Source organism: Rufibacter sp. JT3400010, from assembly GCF_054956755.1.
In genome coordinates this window covers 1-20,638 of sequence record NZ_JBUDXA010000001.1, presented here as the reverse complement: position 1 = coordinate 20,638, position 20,638 = coordinate 1, and the positions used below count along the sequence as shown (strand labels likewise).

The following is a 20,638-nucleotide window of genomic DNA, read 5'->3' as shown; positions in this document are numbered from 1 at the left end:
ATTGCGCCAGAAAGCTTTTGGAAACATCAGGAGTAGATAACCGAAGAATCCCTTTTAGAACCGTTTTCTATAAAACGCGCCTGAAAGGGATTCTTCGGTTCTGTCCTACATGAGAAGAGCAACAAGAAACAATCAACAATAGGAACTTAAAGCTTCACCAAATAGCGCTCTTTGAGAATGTTCAGGTGATGGTGTTCATGTCCGGCAATGATGAAAGCCAGGGCCGCTACCGTGACCGGACTGCCGTTCGCGTTGCCCACTCGGGTAACAGCCGAAGCGGGCAGCGCATCAAAGAGCGCGATGGTGGCTTCCCTGACTACCTGGTGTTCGGCCAGCAGACCGCCGAGGGTACGTTCGCTGAAAAATGCATTAGCTACGTATTCGTTTTCATCAAAACCGGGCAGGGGGCTCTTTTCTCCGCGGGCAATGCAGAGAGCCCGGTACGCCATAATCCGTTCGGTATCGTTCATGTGGCCTAACAGTTCTTTGATGGACCATTTTCCGGGACCATAGGCGAAATCAGCTTCTTTCTCGCTTACTCGGCCAAACAACTGCATCACATCATATCGCTGCTTTTGCAGGAGTTCCAGAACGTCGGTCTGCTCCGGTATGTTTTCGATGTACTTCTGGTAATAAGGATTGTATTCGCCGGGTTTTGGTTTGGAGATCATAGCGTATGTTTCTGAAGGAGAAAATCAAGTAAGCAAGACCAAGGCTAAATTGCAACTCGCAGGTGAACATAGGGCAGCAGGAGCTTTACTGAGACACCTTGATAGGGGTTACCGTGACCGTGCTATCACCGTTTTCATGGTAGCGAATTTCAATCAAATTGCCGTCTTTCCTCATCATGGTTATTCCAGTTCTAGGGCGTTTCTCATTGGGCTTTTCCCCTTTCTTGTACACCACAGCTTTAGGCGGAGCTTTGGAGAGCACTACTTTTCCGTCTGCATAGGTGGTTTTAACCGGCCATCCCTCCTCATAGAAAACGGTTCTATCCTTACTCCCATCTTCGGTGAAGTACTGCCATTCATCCTTCAAATAAAGGCGGGGCGTTTTACCAGTACGGTCGAACACCGAAACTCCTTTTCGGGCAATTTTCCCATTGGCGTAGAACTCAACGGTCTCAATCAAATTACTTCCGTTGGAAAGCCGACTATTCTCCACTTTCCTGAGTTTCTTATCTGAGGAGAAGGTTTTCCATTTGCCAACCATGCTCCCATGGTGGTAGCGCCCTTTGGTTTTCATTTTCTCGTTTTCCCCCACGGCATCGGTGAAGAAAGCCCAACGGCCATGGTGAAACCCATTTTTATCGAATTGGTTTTTGAAAAACAGATTCACTACCGGCCAGGCTTTAAACTGCGCCTGCGCCGGAGAAAGCAGCAGACAACAGTACAGGCACATCAGTACTTTTAAACCTTTCACCATCTCTCAAGCATTTAGGGATTATGTTTATGAACGTGTATGGTAAGTTGTAAACGTTTTATACAGATGAATTTGTACACTCCTACTCAAGCATAACTTGAATATACCTGATACTTCTAACTAAATATAGAGAATTTATATACTTTCAGTTATTGTCTCAGCTATTTTAAGGTTGATTTCTGAAAACAAGCATAAAACCTGCATTTCATAGCCAGAGAAGAAACGGGCGCGTATAAGTGTCCACAATACTAAATGAAACTCCTTCATTATGAGCTCACTTGCAGAAAAAGGATTGATGATATCCAAAAACGTTTTCTTCAATTTTATACTCTCTAAAGCAGCGGGTATCGTAAAAAAGCCAGTCAAAGTAGGCCTGCTTCTAACCACCGCTTATGAAAAGCTGAAAGATGCCAACAGTTCAGAAAGTGGCTTTGCCCAAATCAGAGACATCATGTTCCGCCTCATCCGGCTGGTGAAAGCCTACTACAAAGGCACCTATAGAGATGTAGAAACCAAATCTGTCTTGCTGGGAGTTGCTGTGCTCCTCTACATGGTCACTCCCATTGATTTAGTGCCAGATTTTATTCCCATCATCGGCTTTGCCGATGACCTCAGCCTGATGGCCTGGTTTATCTCTGCCTTTCAGGATGAACTTCAGAAATTCCAGGTTTGGGAAGAAGGCACCGTAGCCGTCGGGCACTCGTAAGAAGCCGTAAGTAAGCTTAATGCACAGTCAAGTTGCTTGTCCCGTTTAGAGGTTGTTTGAAGAAAACAGCCCCTAAACGGGACATTTTGGTTTAATGAAGTAATCAAGGAACGTTTTTGAGGCTTTCGCCTCACGGATTTGCAAACTTCCGGTCATGTTGGGTCCAAGTCACAAACTTGAACCATGTTTTCACCTTTGCAGGAGAAAGGAATGCGTGTGACCGGCTGGTGTAAACATCCAGTCTAGCCCACTTTAAAGGGCAGGGCCGTTAAGTTCTACATTGGAGGTTTAAACTGCGGTAAAGTCCATTGCCTTTCTTGCAGAGTTTGAGGCTAACGCCTCACTGATTTGCAAACTTCAGCTCATTTTAGGTCCAAGTTGAAAACTTGAACCATATCAATTTTTAGAACTTAACGGCCCTGCCCTTCAAAGGGGGAGTCTCCGCTACTTCTGCTACTTTCCCCTTTCCAGTCTTTCCCGAGCGCGCCTCGCTTTTGGCCCTAGAATGGCAATACTAAGCGCAAAAGACATTGCAGGCCGAAAGGGCAGTGCGCGAGGGGAAGACGGGGCCTCGCGGCCGTGAGCGCACGGAGGGCAGCCATGCAACAACAAAGCATAAGGGCACCGCATCAACCCACCGCATCAACCCACCGCCACGCCAGCGACAGGCAAACTGCGTGCACTCAAACAAAAGCAGACAACCAACTGAAACAATAAACTGCTTGTACCAACCAAAAGCAGACTCTCACTATCCACCTCCATAAACCAGAATTGAACAAAAAGCGCCTTCAGGATTTACCCTTCCCCTTTACCCGCATCTCCCAGCGTTTTTGTACTTTTGAAGATCACAAACCAAAACGAACGTATGTTTAACCGCAAACAACTCTGTCTATGGGTGTTGTTGGCCCTTAGCTCATTTTCTGCTTCCGCCGATGAAGGAATGTGGCTTCCCATGTTGCTCAAGCAACTGAACGAAGCCGACATGCAGAAAAAGGGCATGCGCCTTTCCGCCGAAGACATTTACAGCATCAACAAATCCAGCCTGAAAGACGCCATTGTGCAGTTCGGGGGCGGCTGTACCGGCGAGATTATCTCCAACCAAGGCCTGCTACTCACCAACCACCATTGCGGCTACGGCCAGATTCAGTCGCACAGCTCGGTAGAGAATGATTTATTGACCAACGGTTTCTGGGCCATGACCCGGGACCAGGAGAAAGCCAATCCGGGCCTGACGGCCACGTTCATCGTGCGCATGGAAGACGTGACCAAGCAGATTCTGGGCGATGTGCCGGCAAACTTACCAGAAGCCGAACGCGAGCAGCGGGTACAAGCCAACATCAAAAAGGTACAGGCCCAGACCACCGCAGGCACGCATTATGATGCCATCATTCGGCCGTTTTTCTACGGGAACGAGTACTACATGTACGTGACCGAAACCTTTAGAGACATTAGGTTGGTGGGCGCTCCGCCCGAAAGCATCGGGAAATTTGGCGGCGATACGGATAACTGGATGTGGCCGCGCCATACCGGCGATTTCTCCTTGTTCCGCATCTATGCCGGTCCCGACAACAAACCCGCCGCTTACTCGCCCAACAATAAGCCGTACGTGCCTAAGCACCACCTGCCCATTTCCCTTTCCGGAATTCAGGAAGGCGATTTCACCATGGTTTTCGGATTTCCGGGCAGAACCACCGAGTATTTGCCTTCACAGGCCGTACGCGAAATTGCCGAAATCTCGGACCCCGCCAAGGTGAAAATCCGCACGGTTAAACTAGGCATCCTGGACCAGGATATGAAAGCCGACCCAAAAGTGCGCATCCAGTACGCGGCCAAATACGCCAGCGTGAGCAATTCGCATAAAAAATGGATTGGTGAGATGCGCGGCCTCCGCAAACTGGACGCCATCGCTAAAAAACAAGCCCTGGAGCAGCAGTTCGCCAATTGGGTAGCGCAGGAAACGGGGCGCAAAGCTGTTTACAGCCAGGTGTTACCGCAGTTTGAGCAGAATTACGCCACCCTGGCAAAAGGCATTACCCTGGCCCGCGACTATTTCAATGAGGCTGTTTTAGGCGTAGAATTGCTAAACTATGCCCAAAACTTCATAAACCTGGCCGCCAACATGCAACAGGCTGGCTCTGCCGCCTCGTCGCAACCGGCTATTCAGGAACAGGTGAATAGATTAAGCACCTCGGCCGCTGGTTTCTTCAAGAACTACAACCAGGCCACTGATAAAAAGGTCTTCAGTGCTTTGTTGCAGCTCTACGCCAATGACCTCGACGCGCAATACCACCCGGCCGTGCTGCAAACCGTTGCCAAGCAATTTAAAGGCAACTGGTCGGCGTACGCCGATGACGTGTATGCCAAATCTAATCTGTCCTCCGAGGAAAAGGTGAAAAGCCTGTTGCAACTGGCACCGGCCCAGCTTTTGACCAAATTGATGGACGACCCAGCCATTCAGTTGATGCAGGGCTTCGCTACGGTTTACCGCACCAAGGTTCTGCCCACCTACACCACCCTCACCGACCAGAACACGCTCTTGAACCGCACGTACCTGCAAGGCTTGCGCGAAATGCAGAAAGACCGCAAGTTCTACCCAGATGCGAACCTCACGTTACGAGTTTCTTACGGACAGGTAGACACCTACAAACCCGCCGATGGGGTGACTTATGACTATTACACCACGCTGGAAGGAATCATAGAGAAGGAAGACCCTACTATTTCTGATTACAAGGTGCCTGCCAAGTTGAAAGAGTTGTACCAGAAGAAGGATTACGGCCCGTATGGCGTGAACGGCCAGATGCCGGTCGGCTTCATTGCCTCCAACCACACCACCGGCGGTAACTCTGGCTCACCGGTCATCAATGCCCGGGGCGAATTGATAGGCACCAACTTTGACCGCAACTGGGAAGGCACCATGTCTGACATCATGTATGACCCAGACCGCGTGCGGAACATTAGCATGGATGCCCGTTATTTCCTGTTCATTGTAGACAAATTCGCGGGAGCCGGACATCTGGTGAAAGAGATGACACTGGTGAACAATGGCCCACAAGCTGCTGCCCCTTTGCAAGGAAGTGCGAACTCCAAGATCAAAATAAAGCAGGAGAAGAATAATAAGAAGCTGAAAGTAAAAGCAGACTAAGACTGTTTCTGCCCTGTTTTCACTAAAAAAGCCCAGAAATACTCCGGGCTTTTTTATGTCTTGAATGCCAGTAATATCTCGGCTTTGTGTCTTTTGGCAGACTATGAGAGAAAACTATACAACTATGGCGCGGAAGTTACTTCCTTGCCTTCTGCAATGTTCCAAAGTCACGGAAGTAACTTCCGCGCCATAGTTGGTTTCTGCCCCACTTTTACAAAGAAAGCCCGGAAATGCTCCGGGCTTTCTTATGCCTCTAATACGCCGTTCTCCACCGCCACCTTAAAGTATTGGAGTCTGTTCCTGATATCAGTGCGGAGAAGCCAACAGATGAACGGGTTTAAAAACACGCGGCCCACTGTGCCATATTTAACCTGAAAGTTGTATCGGAAGAACACCCATGTTCTGCCGGTAGCGTCTGGTTTGAACCGCCAACTACCCGAGAACTTCCGGAAAATCCAAGGGCCTTGGGTCATTTCCATCGCAACATGGGTTGGAGCCTGGAAGCTAATGTACCGCACCCTCATTCCTATTCCTTTGCTGCTTTCACAAAAGGCCTCTACTCCTTTCGCTGCTACTTGTGCCTCCTGTTCCAACCTAGCCACCCGCAGGTATTTGTCCCACAGAAGTCTTTTGTGATAATCCTGCGATAACCAAAACAGCTTTTCTTGGGACGCTTGGATAAGGATAGAGCCTTCTAAGGTTGGCATCTTCTATTCTTTTCCGTCGGTTTTATTTCCGCGTACCATCTGTTCAATGGTATCCCACATCTCATGGGGTACCTGGTCCAGGTAATTGAACTCGCCGCCGCCATAGAGCCACTCGCCGCCGTCAATGGTGACCACTTCGCCGTTCACGTAGGCTGAGTAATCTGAGATAAGATACGCCGCCAGGTTAGCCAGTTCCTGGTGCTCGCCGTAGCGCTTCACGGGTATTCGGTTCAAAGGGTCCAGTTTCTTCGCCAAGGCATCGGGAAACAAGCGGCTCCAGGCGCCCTCTGTGGGGAAAGGCCCTGGGGCGATTGCGTTGGAACGGATGCCGTATTTGGCCCACTCAGCGGCTAGGGAACGAGTCATAGCCAGAACTCCGGCTTTGGCCGTCGCCGAGGGTACCACGTACCCGGAGCCGGTCCAGGCGTAGGTAGTCACAATGTTGAGAATGGTGCCGGGTTGCTGTAGATCAATCCAATGTTTACCTAAGGTAAGGGTACAGTTGTAACTGCCTTTCAGGACTATATCCACAATCACGTCAAATGCTTTCGGCGAAAGCCGTTCCGTGGGACTGATGAAATTTCCGGCGGCATTGTTCAGCAGTGCGTGTACGGCTCCAAACTTCTCCAGGGTGGCTCGTAGCATGGCTTCCACTTCCAGTGGTTTGCGTACGTCACAGGCTACGGGTAACACCTGCCCGCCCGTCTCTTGCGCCATCTCTTGGGCAGCTTTCTCCAGAACGTCCATTTTACGGCTGGTAATGACCAAGTTGGCCCCTAATTTAAGGAAGTAAATGCCCATGGATTTGCCCAGGCCGGTTCCGCCGCCCGTGATAATAATCGTTTTGCCGTTCAGCGCACCCTCGCGCAACATTGGTTCTGTGTATGTAGCCATAGTTTTTGTCTAAGCCTGTAAGTTAATAGTTAAGCTGAATTTTAGAATTACCCTGAAAACCAATATCTTTATAAAAAGATAAATTACTACTGGCAAACCGCTTTGCTCTCCCTCAAAATACTTACTTGTGAGTATTTCAAAAGTTAGGCAGTTCTTGTAAACTGACAAGTACTATAACTTCTGAGTGTACATGCCATCTGTACTTATATGAAAAAATTATACTTTCTTTTTTTCTGGTTCAGCTTGGCCGCTTTTCCCCTCTTAGGACGCAATCCGGTGGTTTTGATGCAGGAGTTGAAACGCACTACTTCGCCCCAGAAAAAGGTAGAACTCTACAACCTCATCAGTGAATATTACCGCGAAGTAGACCCGCAACAAACCGTTCTATACGGCCAAAAAGCCGCTGCCTTGGCTTCAGAGATGAATGATGTCAAGCAACTCGCCACTGCGTTCACCAACATAGGTATTGGACACTATTGGCTTGACAACCTGGTCCAAGCCTCAGACTTTACTTACAAAGCACTACGCATCCGGGAAAAACTGCATGATTCTGTGGGCATGGCTACCAGCTACAATGCCTTGGGCAATATTCACCGGAGCCAGGAGAACTTAGATAAGTCGCTTGATTTTTTCCATAAATCATTAAGCATCGGGCGTAAAATCAACAAACTGATGACCGTTAGTACTGCGCTGAATAACATAGGAGCTACCTATGAACTAATGCAGCAGCCGGAGAAGGCGCTAACGTATTACTTGCAGGTACAGGAAATAAACAAGAAAACCAATGATCGGTTTGATCAGGCATTGAGTGACCTGAACTTAGGTAACATTTACTTTAAGTTGGGGGAAAAAAACAAGGCATTGTCTCACTTGTATAAGTCACTAGCTACTAGTAATGAGATACGCAACGAGATAAACAAGATATTCATCTACCGTTCTCTGGGGCAAATTCACCTGGAAGCCAAAGAGTACGCAAAAGCGATCAACTTTGCCAAAAAAAGCCTGGAAATATCTCAGCAAGTACCCTCACCAGATGGCGTGAAGGAAGCGTCCTGGCTTTTGAACGAGATCTACAAGGCCCAGGGTAACTTCAAGGAAGCCCACCAGTACCTCACCCTTCATTCCGCTTACAAAGACAGCCTGCAGAGCCGAGAACGCAGTGAGGCGCAGGCCGAAATGCACGCCAAATACGAGCTGGAGAAAAAGGAAGCCGAAAACCACCGGCTTAGAATGGAACAGGAACTACAGAAAGAGAAACTGTTGCAGCGGGAGTTGATTCAGTACACCACCGGTATTCTGCTTTTGATGGCCCTGGCGCTGGCCTATGTCTTTTTTAAAGGCAGAAGAAGAGCCAAATCTGTAAACCAGCAACTCTCAGACTTCAACCAGGTTATTCTGGAGAAAAACCAGAACATCCATAAACAGAAGGAAGAACTGGAGAAACTGAACCACCAGAAAGACCTGCTTTTTTCCATCATTGCGCATGATTTGAGAAGCCCCCTTATCTCTTTGCAGTCCCTGTTGCAGTTGCTGGCCATGGGAAAACTGCCGCAGGAGAAGCTGGACCGCTTTGTGAAGGAACTGGATACCCAGCAACAGAACACCTTAGGTCTGTTAGACAACTTACTGGTATGGGCTAAAATCCAGATGAAAGGGGCCAGCCTAGAGCCCGAGCCGCTGCAGTTGCACACCTTGGTGGAGCAGAATATCAGCTTGCTTCAGCCGCAGGCCCAAAAGAAAGGTATTTCTTTGCTAAACAGCGTTTCTGAGGAGCATTGGGCGTTGGTAGACGAAGAAACCCTGAAGCTGGTATTCCGGAACCTGATTTCCAACTCCATTAAGTTCTGCCATGAAGGTGCCGAGGTGGAGATTCTAGCCGAGGTGCTGGATGACGACCAGTTAGTAGTCACCGTGAAAGACTGCGGCGTAGGCATCAGCTCGGAGAAACAACTGAAACTCTTCGGTCCGAACCACTTTAAGGAAAAAGGCACCGCCAACGAGAAAGGAAATGGCTTAGGTTTAATGCTCTGCAAAGAGTTCATCGAGAAAAACGGGGGCGAAATTTGGGTGGAGAGCGAAGAAGGCGTTGGTTCCCTCTTCCACTTCACGGTGCCCTCCTGCCAGGTGTTGGAGCAGGAAGAAGCCTTTTCCTAAGCAGGCACCGTTGGGGTTTTTGCCCTGATTTTTCAAAAATGGTCCCGTAACAGCTTGCGGGCAGCAATAATCCCGCTCAGGCACACCCCGGGGATTCCCTGCCCCGGATACACCGTATCACCGCACACATAGGCTTTATGGCCATCTAACCTAGCATCTTTCATTTGCCACGGCTTGATGCGGCGGTACTGAGGATACCCTCCAACCTGGCCCCACTCCCGCCCCGTCCATTCAATCCAGGCACCGGGCGTAGCCGATTGCACAAACCGTACCTGGCTTTCTTCCCAAAAGCCCTGCTCGGCTAAATAGTGAACCACCCATTGCTCCAGTTCCTTCTTCTGGTGTACCCAATTGCCTTTGGGATCAGGTACGTGTGTACTCACCGAAGCCACACACATTCCTTCGGGGGCTCGTTGCAGGTCTTCCGGATGGCTTAAACTGACGAAGATGCTCTGGCTATTCAGATACGGAACACCGCCCGGCACATGCAACTGGTGGTGCAGCACGCTGGGCGTGTTAGCGCTTCGCTCGAAGACAATCCCCCACGTAACAGCCCCGTTTACTTCTTCCGAAGAGAGCAGATACGGGCTCAGTTTCTCCCGTACCTTTTCACTCTGGAACAGCGCCGACACATTGTTCAGCGGTACGCCGCATACCACAAATTCCGCTCTAAGAAGACCTTTATCGGTATCCAGGAGGTAACCAGCAGAAGTAGGCGTTATCTGTTTCACCACTCGTCGGTAAAGCATCTGGCTCCCCTGCTGCTCCAGATAATGCACCAACGTCTCGCTTAACTGCCGAAGTCCGCCGGGCATGTAGTAATTTCCATACAACGTGTAACACAGGGCTGTAGCCCCAAACAGCACGTTCACCTCGGCATGGTAGTTCTGAGCCGTGATCAGTAACTGTTGGTCTACAAAAGAAACAAACCGCTCGTTCTGTAATAAGCCAAACTGGGCCAGCAGATCCCGAATGGTTTTAAAAGCTTTCGGTACCAATCCTATTTGCTCCAGGCGTACGGCTTTGGCGGCTTGCCAAAGGTCAGACAGAGAACTGAAGGGAAAGCTTACCTGCCGCAAGGAAGTACGCCACACATTCTGGCTAATCTGGTAACAAGCCTCCCAAAACGGCCGCTGCCCCTCCTGCCCAAATACCCGCTCGGCTTCCTGTATCCAATCTTCCAAACGGGGGAAACGGGTGATGAGGGTACCATCTGCCAGCCGCACTTGCATAGGGGTTTCCAGCTTCAACAGCGGCAATGTTAGATTCAACTCCCTTTGAAGATACCAGAGCGGCATGTTCTCGTCTAGCCCTACCACCGTGGTTGCCCCGGTTTCAAACCAATAGCCTTTCCGTTTGTAAGACGAAGCGCAGCCTCCCGGATAGTTGTTCTGCTCCAGCACCGCAACTTGCAACGCTGCTTTCGCAAGCAACGCCGCCGCCGTAAGTCCGCCAAAACCTGTGCCGATGACCGCTACCTGTACCTGTGGTGTTTCCATGTTTTACCAAAACCGAAACCAATCCGTTTTGTTGCGGTCCTCTCCTTTTTGGCCGTTCTTTGCAAAATGCAGCAGAAAACGATTAGTGTCTTAGGATGTGGCTGGCTGGGTTTGCCCCTGGCTCAGGAACTGGTAAAACTAGGCTACCGTGTGAAAGGCTCCACTACTACGCCCGGCAAACTAGAGCTTCTTCAAACCGAAGGTATTGAACCGTTTCTGCTTTCTTTTGAAGAAAACAGCCCCAAAACCAACCTGGAGAATTTCCTGACCTCAGATATACTGGTCTTCAATGTTCCGCCTTCCCGGTCTTCTTCTACCACAAGCTCTTATGAGCAATTGCTTCAACAAATGCTGGAAGCCGCACCGCCTACTCTCTCTTCCATCTTGTTTGTTTCTTCTACCTCAGTTTACCCAGATCTGAACCGCGATGTAACCGAAGCAGATGCCTTGGCTACGGCTAATGCTTCTTCTCTTATGTTGCGAAGTGAGTTTCTGGTGCAGAACGCGCCGGGTAAAAAATCCACCATCGTGCGGTTTGGCGGACTGATGGGCGGTACCCGTCACCCCGGTAGATTTCTGGCCGGAAAAACTGATGTTCCCCAACCCGAAGCGCCGGTTAACATGATTCACCTGACGGATTGCGTAAATATCCTGACTTCCCTTATCCAGCAGGAGAAATGGGGCTATACGTTTAATGCCTGCGCGCCGAAACATACTTCCCGAAGCGCTTTTTACACCCAGGCCGCCCGGCAACTAAGTCTTATGCCGCCCTCCTTCGCTCCGCAAACTGAAAACAAGTACAAGCGCATTAACAGTGATTTCATGCAGCAGGAGCTAGGCTATACCTTTCAGTACCCAGACCCGCTGTTGTGCCTTTCCGCTCCCGGGTTCTAAAGGCGGACTCCTGTTTTTTGCCTATTTTTGCAGAAGAAAGCGAAAAAGATGCAAGAGACCGTTGTGATTATTGGAGGAGGTGCCGCAGGCTTCTTCGGGGCTATTACCTGCGCCGAGACCAACCCTGCGCTGCGGGTGATTTTGGTAGAAAAGACGTCTAAATTGCTTTCCAAAGTACGTGTGTCGGGCGGCGGGCGCTGCAACGTGACCCACGCCTGTTTCCAGACCTCCACGTTTTCGCAGTATTACCCTAGAGGCCAGAAAGCCCTGAAAAAACTGCTCCCGCTCTTTAGTGCCCAGGACACCATTGCCTGGTTTGAAAAGCGTGGTGTGAAACTAAAGACCGAAGCCGATGGCAGGATGTTTCCGCAATCTAACACTTCAGAAACTATTGTAGACTGTCTCCTACAGGCGGCTCGTCATGCGGGTGTCATTATCAACACTAGCACCGGCGTTGATAAAATTCAGGTACAGCCCGAAGCTGCTGCCCTTGAGCGGTTTCAAGTCCATTTAAGCAGTGGAGGGATCCTTCCAGCGTCCAAAGTATTAATCGCTACAGGCGGAAATCCGAAGGCAGAGAACTACCAATGGCTTCAGCAATTAGGCCATACCATAGAAGCTCCGGTGCCGTCTTTGTTTACCTTGAATGTTCCGGTCTCCCCCTTCAAAGACCTCCAGGGCGTTTCGGTGCCGAAAGCCAAAATTAAATTAACGGGCCAGAAACTGGAAACTGAAGGCCCTTTGCTCATCACCCATTGGGGAATCAGCGGTCCGGCGGTGTTACGTTTCTCGGCCTGGGGCGCCAAAATCATGCATGGGCTGGCGTACTCGGGAACGGCACTGGTTAACTGGGTGCCAGATTTCACCGAAGACCAGGTACGGCAACACATCCTTCAGCAACGGCAGACCTCCCCCCGCAAAACCGTCTTTACCAACGCCCTCTTCCAATTGCCCAACCGCCTTTGGCAACGTCTCTGCGAACTCTCTGAGGTGCCTGAAACCGTGAAATGGTCTGAATTGGCGGGCAAAGCCCAGAACAAACTCATTGAACACTTACTCCGGACGCCTTTTGATGTGAAGGGGAAAACTACCTTTAAAGAAGAATTTGTAACGTGTGGGGGGATTAAGTTAGAGGAATTGAACTTAGAGCGCATGGAAAGCCGCTTGGTGCCCGGTTTATTCTTCGCGGGTGAGGTGGTGGATATTGACGGGATTACTGGTGGGTTCAATTTTCAGGCAGCCTGGACGGGGGGGTATTTGGCGGGGAAAGCGATGGGGAGGCAAGGGTAAGTCTGCTTCGATTTTTTTGTGTTTACGTGGTAGGCTGATGCCTAGGCTGTGCGGCTTTATGAATGGTTGCATGCAGTTTGCTGATGACTTGGAGTTGCTATTTTCTGCGTGGGTCGAAGTAGGTGGACGCAGTTTGTAGTTCCCTAGGCTTGGCTGCTTTTTTGCGTGGGTGCAAGTGCTTTGTTGTTGCATTGTTTCCGGTAAGCGCTCACGGCCGCGAGGCCCCGCCTTCCGCCCTCGCGCTGTGATTTCTCCCCACCTGCTTCGCTGGCGCTCACAGGCGGTCGAACTCTAGGCGCTCAAGCGAAAGGCTGGAAACGGAAATGCGTGTCTTTCTTCCCCGCTGGCTCTTTTTTCTCGCTGGCGCGAGTCTCTGACTCGTGCCTACTGTGCAGGGTAGTCTCTGAAACCCTCGCTGCCCCGCAGCGAACCTAAGTATTGCGAGTTCTTCTATGGCGCGGATTTACTTCCGTGCCTTTCTAAAATTCCCTTCACAGATGCATTCTGCCATAGACTCTGTTTTACCCCTTCTTTCCTAAAAACGGCCACTAAACGGTTGAGGTAGGCACAAAAAAAAATCGCGGTCTCTTCTGGACCGCGATTTTTTTAAAACAGATACTAAACCCTTTATTAACTTTTAAGCTCTGTCCCTCAGTTATACGGGGCGCTTTTGGGTAGGGTTATGGTATTTGGAAAAATATATTAGAAATCTCTTCTTTTTCTTTCTCGGAAGCCACCGCCGCCGCTGGTACCACGGTCACGGTCTCCGCCGCCGAAACTCCTTCCACCACGGTCGCCACCACCGAAAGCTCTGCCTCCGCGATCAGCACCCCGGTCTCTGTCACCTCCGCCGTATGAACGTCCGCCTCTGTCACCACCACGGTCACGATCTCCGCCGTAGCCGCCTCTGCTGCCACCTCTGTCACGGTCTCCGCCACCACGGTTGTTGTTGAACGGCCCATCGTAGAATTTCTTTCTAGGACGATCTTCCAATTCCTGCAGTTCGCGGCCGCCTTCAGCGGGGTCCATGGTTTTCTTCTCGGCTTTCTGGAATTTCACGGTCATGCCATTGATTTCAGTCACCGAAAGTTGCTCAAGAATTTCAGCGGTATATTCGGTAGGCACCTCAATAAAGCTGAAGCGGTCATACAGGTCAATATCGCCTACTTTGTTACCTGGTATGCTGGTGCTATTGGTTAAGATATCTACCAGATCTTTGGGGTGCAGACGGTCTTTTTTGCCTAAGGTCACGAACAAGCGGTCGAAACCAGCTTTAGGACCACCTTTGGCTTCACCTGCCTCGGCGCTTTTCTCTTTGGCTTTGGTGTCTTTCATCACCATTTTCAACAAAGCCGCAGCAATGTCCATGGTCGTGAAATCCTGGTCTACCAGACGCTCAATCTTCAAAATGTGCTTGGCCAGGCCACCTTTCTGAATCACTTCTTTCACCTGATCCAACACCAACGTGGTGCGAACTTCGGCTACGTCTTCATAAGTAGGTACGTTCTGACGGATGATTTTCGCTTTGGTGAAGCGTTCAATGTCCCGCAGTTTGTACAGGTCACGACCGGCCACAAAAGAGAAAGCCTTGCCAGATTTACCGGCGCGGCCTGTACGGCCGATACGGTGCACGTAGCTTTCATCGTCCTGCGGAAGGTCATAGTTGATTACCGCTTCCACATTGTCTACGTCAATACCACGGGCGGCCACGTCAGTAGCCACCAGGATCTCCAAAGTACCGGCTTTGAACTTGCCCATCACGTTGGAACGCTGGTTCTGGTTCAGGTCACCGTGTAAGCCATCGGCGAAATAGCCGCGGGCCTGCAGGTTGCTCACCAGTTCGTCCACCATGCGTTTGGTGTTACAGAAGATGATCACCACCTTGAAATTGTACATGTCAATGAGACGCGTGGTTACCTCCATCTTGCCACTGCTGCGCACTTCAAAGTACACCTGCTCAATGTTGGTCACGGTTAGCTGCTGCTGGGTTACCTTCACAATCTCAGGATTGGTCTGGTACTTGCGCGTCAGGTCCATGATAGGTTTGCTCATGGTAGCCGAGAAGAAAACCGTCTGGCGGTCTTCGGGCATCTTGGTAAGCACAAACTCAATGTCTTCTCTGAAACCCATGTCCAACATTTCGTCGGCCTCATCTAAGATGATGGTTTTGGTGGTTTCCAGATTAAGGGTGCCTCTTTCAATATGGTCCATCACGCGGCCGGGCGTCCCGATCACGATCTGTACTCCTTGTCTGAGGGCGCGTAACTGGCGCTCATAGGGCTGACCACCATAGATAGGCACTACGCTGATGCCTCTTTTATATTTTACTAGTTTCTGAATCTCTTCTGATACCTGAATAGCCAACTCACGGGTTGGGCAAAGAATCAACGCCTGCACCTCGCGGTTGTTAGGGTCAATGCCTTCAATAGTAGGGATCGCGAAAGCGGCAGTCTTGCCGGTACCGGTTTGGGCTTGTCCGATTACGTCGCGGCCTTCCAGCAAAATGGGAATAGCAGCGGTCTGAATAGGGGAAGCCTCTTCGTAGCCTAAGTCCACGATAGCGCGCTGGATTTCTTCCGACAACGGAAGCTCCTGGAATTTAATTCTTTCCATTAATTTTTGATAGTGTGATTAAAGACAATACACCTGCCCTAGGGTATTCGTCATTTATCAAGATTTCGTTGCGAGAATTCGCACAGAGGTTTGCTTGAGAAGTGCCTTATTGCCAAAAATTGAGACCAACGAAGTCTCGGCGTGTATTGTGGTGCAAAGGTACAGAAAAAAATAGTGGGTTCCTAATATAGAAAAGAAACTAACTTTATAATAATGCTTGAACAGTTTTTTCTGTTATTATTCCAGATGGTTCAGTGCTGCGCTTTAGTCTTTGGGTTATAGGGGTATTATGCGTGAGCGTGTATGTTTATGCAGGTTGGGTGTTCACATAGTATTGGTACATGCAGTTTGCTGTTCCCTAGGCTTGTCTGTCTTTTGCGTGAGTGCAAGTGCTGTTTTGTTTCATCGTTGCCGGTAAGCGCTCACGGCCGCGAGGCCCCGTCTTTCCCTCTCGCACTGCCCTTTCGGCCTGCACTGTCCTTTGCGCTTAGTTTTGTCATTCTACGGCCAAAAGCGAGGCGCGCTCGGGAAAGACTGGAACTGGCAATACGTGGAGGAAAGGTGTGATGGTTTGGTTTGGATTTATTGGTGTTTATAGATTATTAGACTACTAGTTCATAGAGTACTAGAGAATAAGACTGCTTAAATGCCTACCAAACTACTTGTCTCAGTAAACCCTGCCGCAAGTTTGTAACTTGTGGCCTCTATGTCGGAAGTTTGTAACTTCCGTTGATTCTTAGTTCTGTTCAGTAGATTAAACACGCAAGTTGCAAACTTGCGGCATGAAAAGCTCCAAGTTGCAAACTTGAAGCATCGTTGTTTAGTCCGTACTACTAGAAGCATCTACTTGACGCGCTGCATTCCCTATACGCATTTCTGATTTCCCCGCTGGCGCGAGCCTCCGGCTCGTTTCCGCATGCAATTTTGATCTTTTTCTCCAAACCAGCCCAAATTCCCAGCAATACGTAGTTTCGCTGCGGGGCAGCGAGGGTAGTCTGGAGACTACCCGGCACAGTAGGCACGAGTCAGAGACTCGCGCCAGCGGGAAAGAAAAACACGCATATCCAATTCCAGCCTTTCGCTTGAGCGCCTAGAGTTCGACCACCTCTGAGCGCCAGCGAAGCAGGTGGGGAGAAATCACAGCGCGAGGGCGGAAGGCGGGGCCTCGCGGCCGTGAGCGCTTATCGCCTAAAATGAAACAACATAGCACTTGCACCCACACAATAAGCAGACAAGCCTAGGGAACAGCAAACTGCATGCACCCACGCAAGAAGTCGCACAACCAGAAGCAAACCACAAACTACAAAAAGAACATTTCACCCCTCTCTCCTCTTTTTTCCCTATTTTCGTCAAAACAGCCTGAAAGCGGCAAATCACCTTCGGCGCAGCCGAAATTCTCAATCCTAAATTCACCAAAGTGCCTTCTACTTTTAAAATATACTCTTCCTCGGCCGGCTCCGGCAAGACGTACCAACTCACCAAAGAGTACCTGAAGCTGGCGTTGCAGAGCGAAGATCCCTCCTATTACAAGAACATCCTGGCCATCACGTTCACCAATGACGCGGCCCAGGAAATGAAGAACCGCATCTTGGGGGCATTGCGCGGGTTCAATGAAACTCAGCTTTCAGAGAAGGAGAAGAAAAACAGCGACCAACTTTTATTGAACATAACAGAAGAGATTAAGACGGAGTATGAGCAACCCACTTTAACGGAAGCGCAACTGCGCGGACGGGCGGCGCGGGTATTCGACCATTTGCTGTTCCATTATTCTGAGTTTGCGGTGAGCACCATTGACTCCTTCGTAAACCGGGTGGTGAGTGCGTTTACCACCGAGTTGAAGTTGCCACACAACTTTGAGGTAGACATGGATGCGCAAACATTGCTGAGCACTGCCGTCAGTTTGCTTCTGAACAAGGTGAACACCCGTGATGAGAACAAACTGCTGGCCGAAACCCTGCAACAGTATGCGCTGGAGAAAGCCGATGAAGGCAAAAGCTGGAACAACCTGCCCGAGGAACTGGCGGAGTTTGCGCGACACCTGCTCAACGAGCAGACCTATGAACATCTGCTGGACATCGGCACGCTTACCTTGCAGGATTTCAAGAAAATACGCAGTTCGCTGTACACGCAGAAAGTGGAGATTGAAAAGCAGATTCAGGCACTGGCGCAGGAAGCGGTGAATCTGATTGACACCCACCACATTCAGCCCGAGGAAATGTCTTACGGCAAGAACGGCATCTACTCCTATTTCCGGAAGTGGAACGCGGCATTTGACATCACCATCTCCAACAGCAACGCCACCAAAACGGTGAATGAAGACAAGTGGCCCAGTGCGAAGGCGAGCACGGGTGCCAAGGTAAGCCTGGACCAGATCAAAGACCGACTGGCGCAGATTTACCGGGGCATTGAAGAACTGAAGGAGCGCGAAACGCAGAACCACATCATCATCTCAGCCATGCTGCCGCATTTGTACAAGCTGAGTGTGCTGAGTGAGTTGGAGCGGTGCATTCAAGAGATAAAGCTGGACAAGAACCTGGTGCATATCTCGGAATTCAACAAGCGCATCACGGACATTGTGTTGCAGGAACCCATTCCGTTTATCTATGAGCGGCTAGGCGAGCGGTACCAGCACATCTTGATTGACGAGTTTCAGGATACCTCGGTGCTGCAGTGGAACAACCTATTGCCGTTGGTGGAAAATGCATTGAGCGGCGGCGGGTTTAACATGGTGGTGGGCGATGCCAAGCAGGCCATTTACGGTTGGCGCGGCGGCGAGATGGAGCAGATTTTGCACCTGCACCGTAACCAGACCCAGCACCTGTACCAAAACTCCCGCTTCGAGGAAAACGTGGCGCCGCGGTATGACACCCTGCGTTGGACTATTTCGCCGCAGTTGCTAAGCACCAATTACCGCAGCGCCCCTGAGATTATCACGTTCAACAATGAGCTGTTCCGGTTTATCAGTGAGGCGAATCCGCAGTTGCACATGCTGCAGGCCATTTATGACGAGAACTTCAAGCAGGAATCGCCGGCGGGCAAGGAAACAGGCAAAGCGCACCTGCAAATCTTGTTCACGCAGGACGAAGATAGTCCGCGCAAATATGACCTGGACGCATGCATGCGCACGGAGGAAATCTACGAAGGCTACGCCGAAGACGACCTTCTCTCCTACCAGGAAAGCACCTTGCAATTGGTTCTGCAGATGGTGCAGCAGGCCCAGGCTGATGGCTACGCACCGCGCGATATTGCCGTTTTGAGCCGCACCAACCGCAACAGCAAACTGGTGGCGAACTTCCTGAAGCAGAAGAAATACGACATCATCTCGCAGGATTCGCTTTCGCTACAGTTCGCCGAGGTCATCAACCTGATCATTTCCTTTTTCAGGATTCTGAACCAGCCGGGCAACAGTTTGGCGCGTTCGGAGGCCTTGTACCTCGTGTACAAAGTGGTGCACCGGCAGTTGCCGGACAACGTGACTACCAACAAGATTGCGGCCTTGGCTACGAACCCCAGCATTGACCCGTTCTTTGCCTATTTGCAGGAACAGGGCTTTGAGCTGGCGTACCGCGATGCCGGGAACCTGTCTATTTATGAACTCACCGAGAAGCTGATTAGGGTCTTTGATTTGCTGGGCAAGAACAATGAGTGCGAGTACCTGTTCCGGTTTCTGGATTTGGTGCTGGAGTACACGCTCAAGTACAGTAACAACCTCAACAACTTTCTGGAATACTGGGACCTGCACAAGGAGAAGCTGAGCATCAATACGCCCAAAGACCGCGACGCGATTACCATTACCAGCATCCACAAGGCGAAAGGTCTGGACTACCCGGTGGTGATTGTGCCGTTCTGCGACTGGAGCCTGGAGCCGCAAACCTCTACTCTGCTATGGGGCACGTTGCCTGCCTCGGTGGCCGGGGACAGCAAACTGCGGACGGCGGTGGTCACGCTGAACAAAAAGCTGGAGCAAACCGCCCTCAGTGAGCAATACACCCAGAAGCTGGAAAAGACGTTTATTGAGAACCTGAACATGCTGTACGTGGCCCTTACCCGCCCCGTGGACCGGCTGTACCTCATTGCCAAAGGGCAGAATTTCACCAAAGGCGGCGCGCAGAAAAACGTGAGTTACTGGCTGCACAAGTATTTGGAAAGCAAACAGCTCTGGAAGGAAGGCACCCACTGCTACCAACTGGCCAAAGGTCCGCAGCAGGCCGTGAGCCACAAAGCGGTGACCGAGGACGTGTACGTGCTGGACAAATTCACCTCGGCGGACTGGGCCAAAAACCTGAAGCTGAAGCAGCACGCCAACAACGTCTTCGACTTTGAGACCCAGCAGGAACACCGCCGCTGGAACCGCAAACTGCACTACGCCCTGGCCCGCATCACCTACGCCGAGGAAGCGCCCAAAGCCCTGCGCCAACTGGTGCACCAGGGCATCATCTCGCAGCGTGAACTGCCTACCCTCACCCAGATGGTACAGCACGTGCTCCAACACCAACAAATGCAGCGTTACTTCAGCCGTGCCGTGACCGTGGAGAACGAGCGCGAAGTGCTGGACGTGCGCACCAACCGCTACAAACCAGACCGCATCGTGTTCGGGGAGACCGGCGACGTGACGCTCATTGACTACAAATTACCACCCGCCAAACCAGAATACGCCGAGAATCTGAACTCTTATGCGGCGCTCTTTCGGGAATTGGTGTTCAGCAAGATTACGTGCGTGGTGTATTATTTCGAAGAGGAACGCGTGGAGGAATGGGAATATGTAGGGGAAGTGGTGGAGTAGAAATAGTTAATTTAAGTAGCAAGAATGACTACTTTGATTATTCATTAATTTTCGAAAAAAAGATTAAAAATATTAATATATGCAAGTTAATATAAACAGTATAGTCACATATTTTATATCAACAACATTAATAACAAGTGCAATAATTTATATAGCAAAACTAATCATTAACAAAATTGCAGAATCAAAAATCGAAAAATTTAAAAACAACCTTACTAATGAAACTGAAATTCACAAACATTCTCTAAATTTACAAGCAGAGAAGTTCAAAAGCAAACTCAATATCTCACCTCTAGAACATCAAATTAGATATACTAAATTATATGAAGAACGTGGGCAAGTAATTAAATCAATTTACTCTAATTTATATGAGTTAGAGAAAGGTCTTGAAAACTTAACAACACCTTTCCAAGGCCCTGAATGGATAGATGATTCAGAGAGAGATGAAAAAGTAACAGAAAAAATTTCTTTATTAAAAGAGGAACTAGAAATAAACAGACTTTTTTTTACTGAGAATCTATGTAATAGAATTCT

General features: G+C 50.0%; 13 protein-coding genes. 7 read left to right on the top strand and 6 right to left on the bottom strand.

From position 1 onward, the window contains the following. Positions 1–146: 146 nt before the first annotated feature. On the bottom strand, positions 147–671 hold the full coding sequence (locus ACY0JR_RS00065) for a DinB family protein (protein ID WP_462631743.1): 525 nt from the start codon (positions 669–671) through the stop codon (positions 147–149). Between the two features lie 85 nt (positions 672–756). After that, positions 757–1,425 carry a toxin-antitoxin system YwqK family antitoxin gene (locus tag ACY0JR_RS00060; RefSeq protein WP_462631742.1) on the bottom strand — a complete coding sequence of 223 codons (669 nt, stop codon included), beginning with the start codon at positions 1,423–1,425 and terminating at the stop codon, positions 757–759. 265 nt (positions 1,426–1,690) lie between these two features. Here ACY0JR_RS00060 and ACY0JR_RS00055 point away from each other — a divergent pair, with 265 nt between their 5' ends. Together ACY0JR_RS00055 and ACY0JR_RS00050 are read left to right on the top strand one after the other, a co-directional pair. Then, positions 1,691–2,128 (top strand): YkvA family protein, encoded by a 438-nt coding sequence (locus ACY0JR_RS00055; protein WP_462631741.1) that lies wholly within the window; start codon positions 1,691–1,693, stop codon positions 2,126–2,128. Between the two features lie 865 nt (positions 2,129–2,993). Beyond that, positions 2,994–5,270, top strand: a complete 2,277-nt coding sequence (locus tag ACY0JR_RS00050) for a S46 family peptidase (RefSeq protein ID WP_462631740.1) — start codon at positions 2,994–2,996, stop codon at positions 5,268–5,270. A 245-nt stretch (positions 5,271–5,515) separates the two neighbouring features. On the opposite strand, the gene ACY0JR_RS00045 is transcribed toward ACY0JR_RS00050, so the two are convergent. Then, positions 5,516–5,977, bottom strand: coding sequence for a type II toxin-antitoxin system RatA family toxin (locus ACY0JR_RS00045; RefSeq protein ID WP_462631739.1), 462 nt, complete (start codon positions 5,975–5,977; stop codon positions 5,516–5,518). A 3-nt stretch (positions 5,978–5,980) separates the two neighbouring features. Further along, positions 5,981–6,871: an SDR family oxidoreductase gene (locus ACY0JR_RS00040; protein WP_462631738.1), complete on the bottom strand. Its 891-nt coding sequence runs from the start codon at positions 6,869–6,871 to the stop codon at positions 5,981–5,983. 207 nt (positions 6,872–7,078) lie between these two features. Here ACY0JR_RS00040 and ACY0JR_RS00035 point away from each other — a divergent pair, with 207 nt between their 5' ends. Beyond that, a complete protein-coding gene (locus ACY0JR_RS00035) occupies positions 7,079–9,025 on the top strand; it encodes a tetratricopeptide repeat-containing sensor histidine kinase (RefSeq protein WP_462631737.1) in 1,947 nt (648 codons plus the stop codon). 32 nt (positions 9,026–9,057) lie between these two features. On the opposite strand, the gene ACY0JR_RS00030 is transcribed toward ACY0JR_RS00035, so the two are convergent. Continuing rightward, the gene (locus tag ACY0JR_RS00030) at positions 9,058–10,524 is read right to left on the bottom strand and encodes a phytoene desaturase family protein (RefSeq protein ID WP_462631736.1); all 1,467 of its coding nucleotides are present in this window, start codon (positions 10,522–10,524) and stop codon (positions 9,058–9,060) included. A gap of 66 nt (positions 10,525–10,590) precedes the next feature. On the opposite strand from ACY0JR_RS00030, the gene ACY0JR_RS00025 reads away from it, so the two are divergent. Continuing rightward, the gene (locus ACY0JR_RS00025; RefSeq protein ID WP_462631735.1) at positions 10,591–11,418 is read left to right on the top strand and encodes an SDR family oxidoreductase; all 828 of its coding nucleotides are present in this window, start codon (positions 10,591–10,593) and stop codon (positions 11,416–11,418) included. 48 nt (positions 11,419–11,466) lie between these two features. Next, the gene (locus ACY0JR_RS00020; protein ID WP_462631734.1) at positions 11,467–12,708 is read left to right on the top strand and encodes a BaiN/RdsA family NAD(P)/FAD-dependent oxidoreductase; all 1,242 of its coding nucleotides are present in this window, start codon (positions 11,467–11,469) and stop codon (positions 12,706–12,708) included. A 702-nt stretch (positions 12,709–13,410) separates the two neighbouring features. Here the strand turns inward: ACY0JR_RS00020 and ACY0JR_RS00015 are convergent. After that, positions 13,411–15,321 (bottom strand): DEAD/DEAH box helicase, encoded by a 1,911-nt coding sequence (locus ACY0JR_RS00015; RefSeq protein WP_462631733.1) that lies wholly within the window; start codon positions 15,319–15,321, stop codon positions 13,411–13,413. A 1,417-nt stretch (positions 15,322–16,738) separates the two neighbouring features. Here ACY0JR_RS00015 and ACY0JR_RS00010 point away from each other — a divergent pair. Together ACY0JR_RS00010 and ACY0JR_RS00005 are read left to right on the top strand one after the other, a co-directional pair. Continuing rightward, positions 16,739–20,104: a UvrD-helicase domain-containing protein gene (locus ACY0JR_RS00010; RefSeq protein ID WP_462631732.1), complete on the top strand. Its 3,366-nt coding sequence runs from the start codon at positions 16,739–16,741 to the stop codon at positions 20,102–20,104. Between the two features lie 79 nt (positions 20,105–20,183). Then, positions 20,184–20,638, top strand: a 455-nt coding sequence (locus ACY0JR_RS00005; protein WP_462631731.1) for a hypothetical protein, incomplete at its 3' end; no start/stop codon positions are given.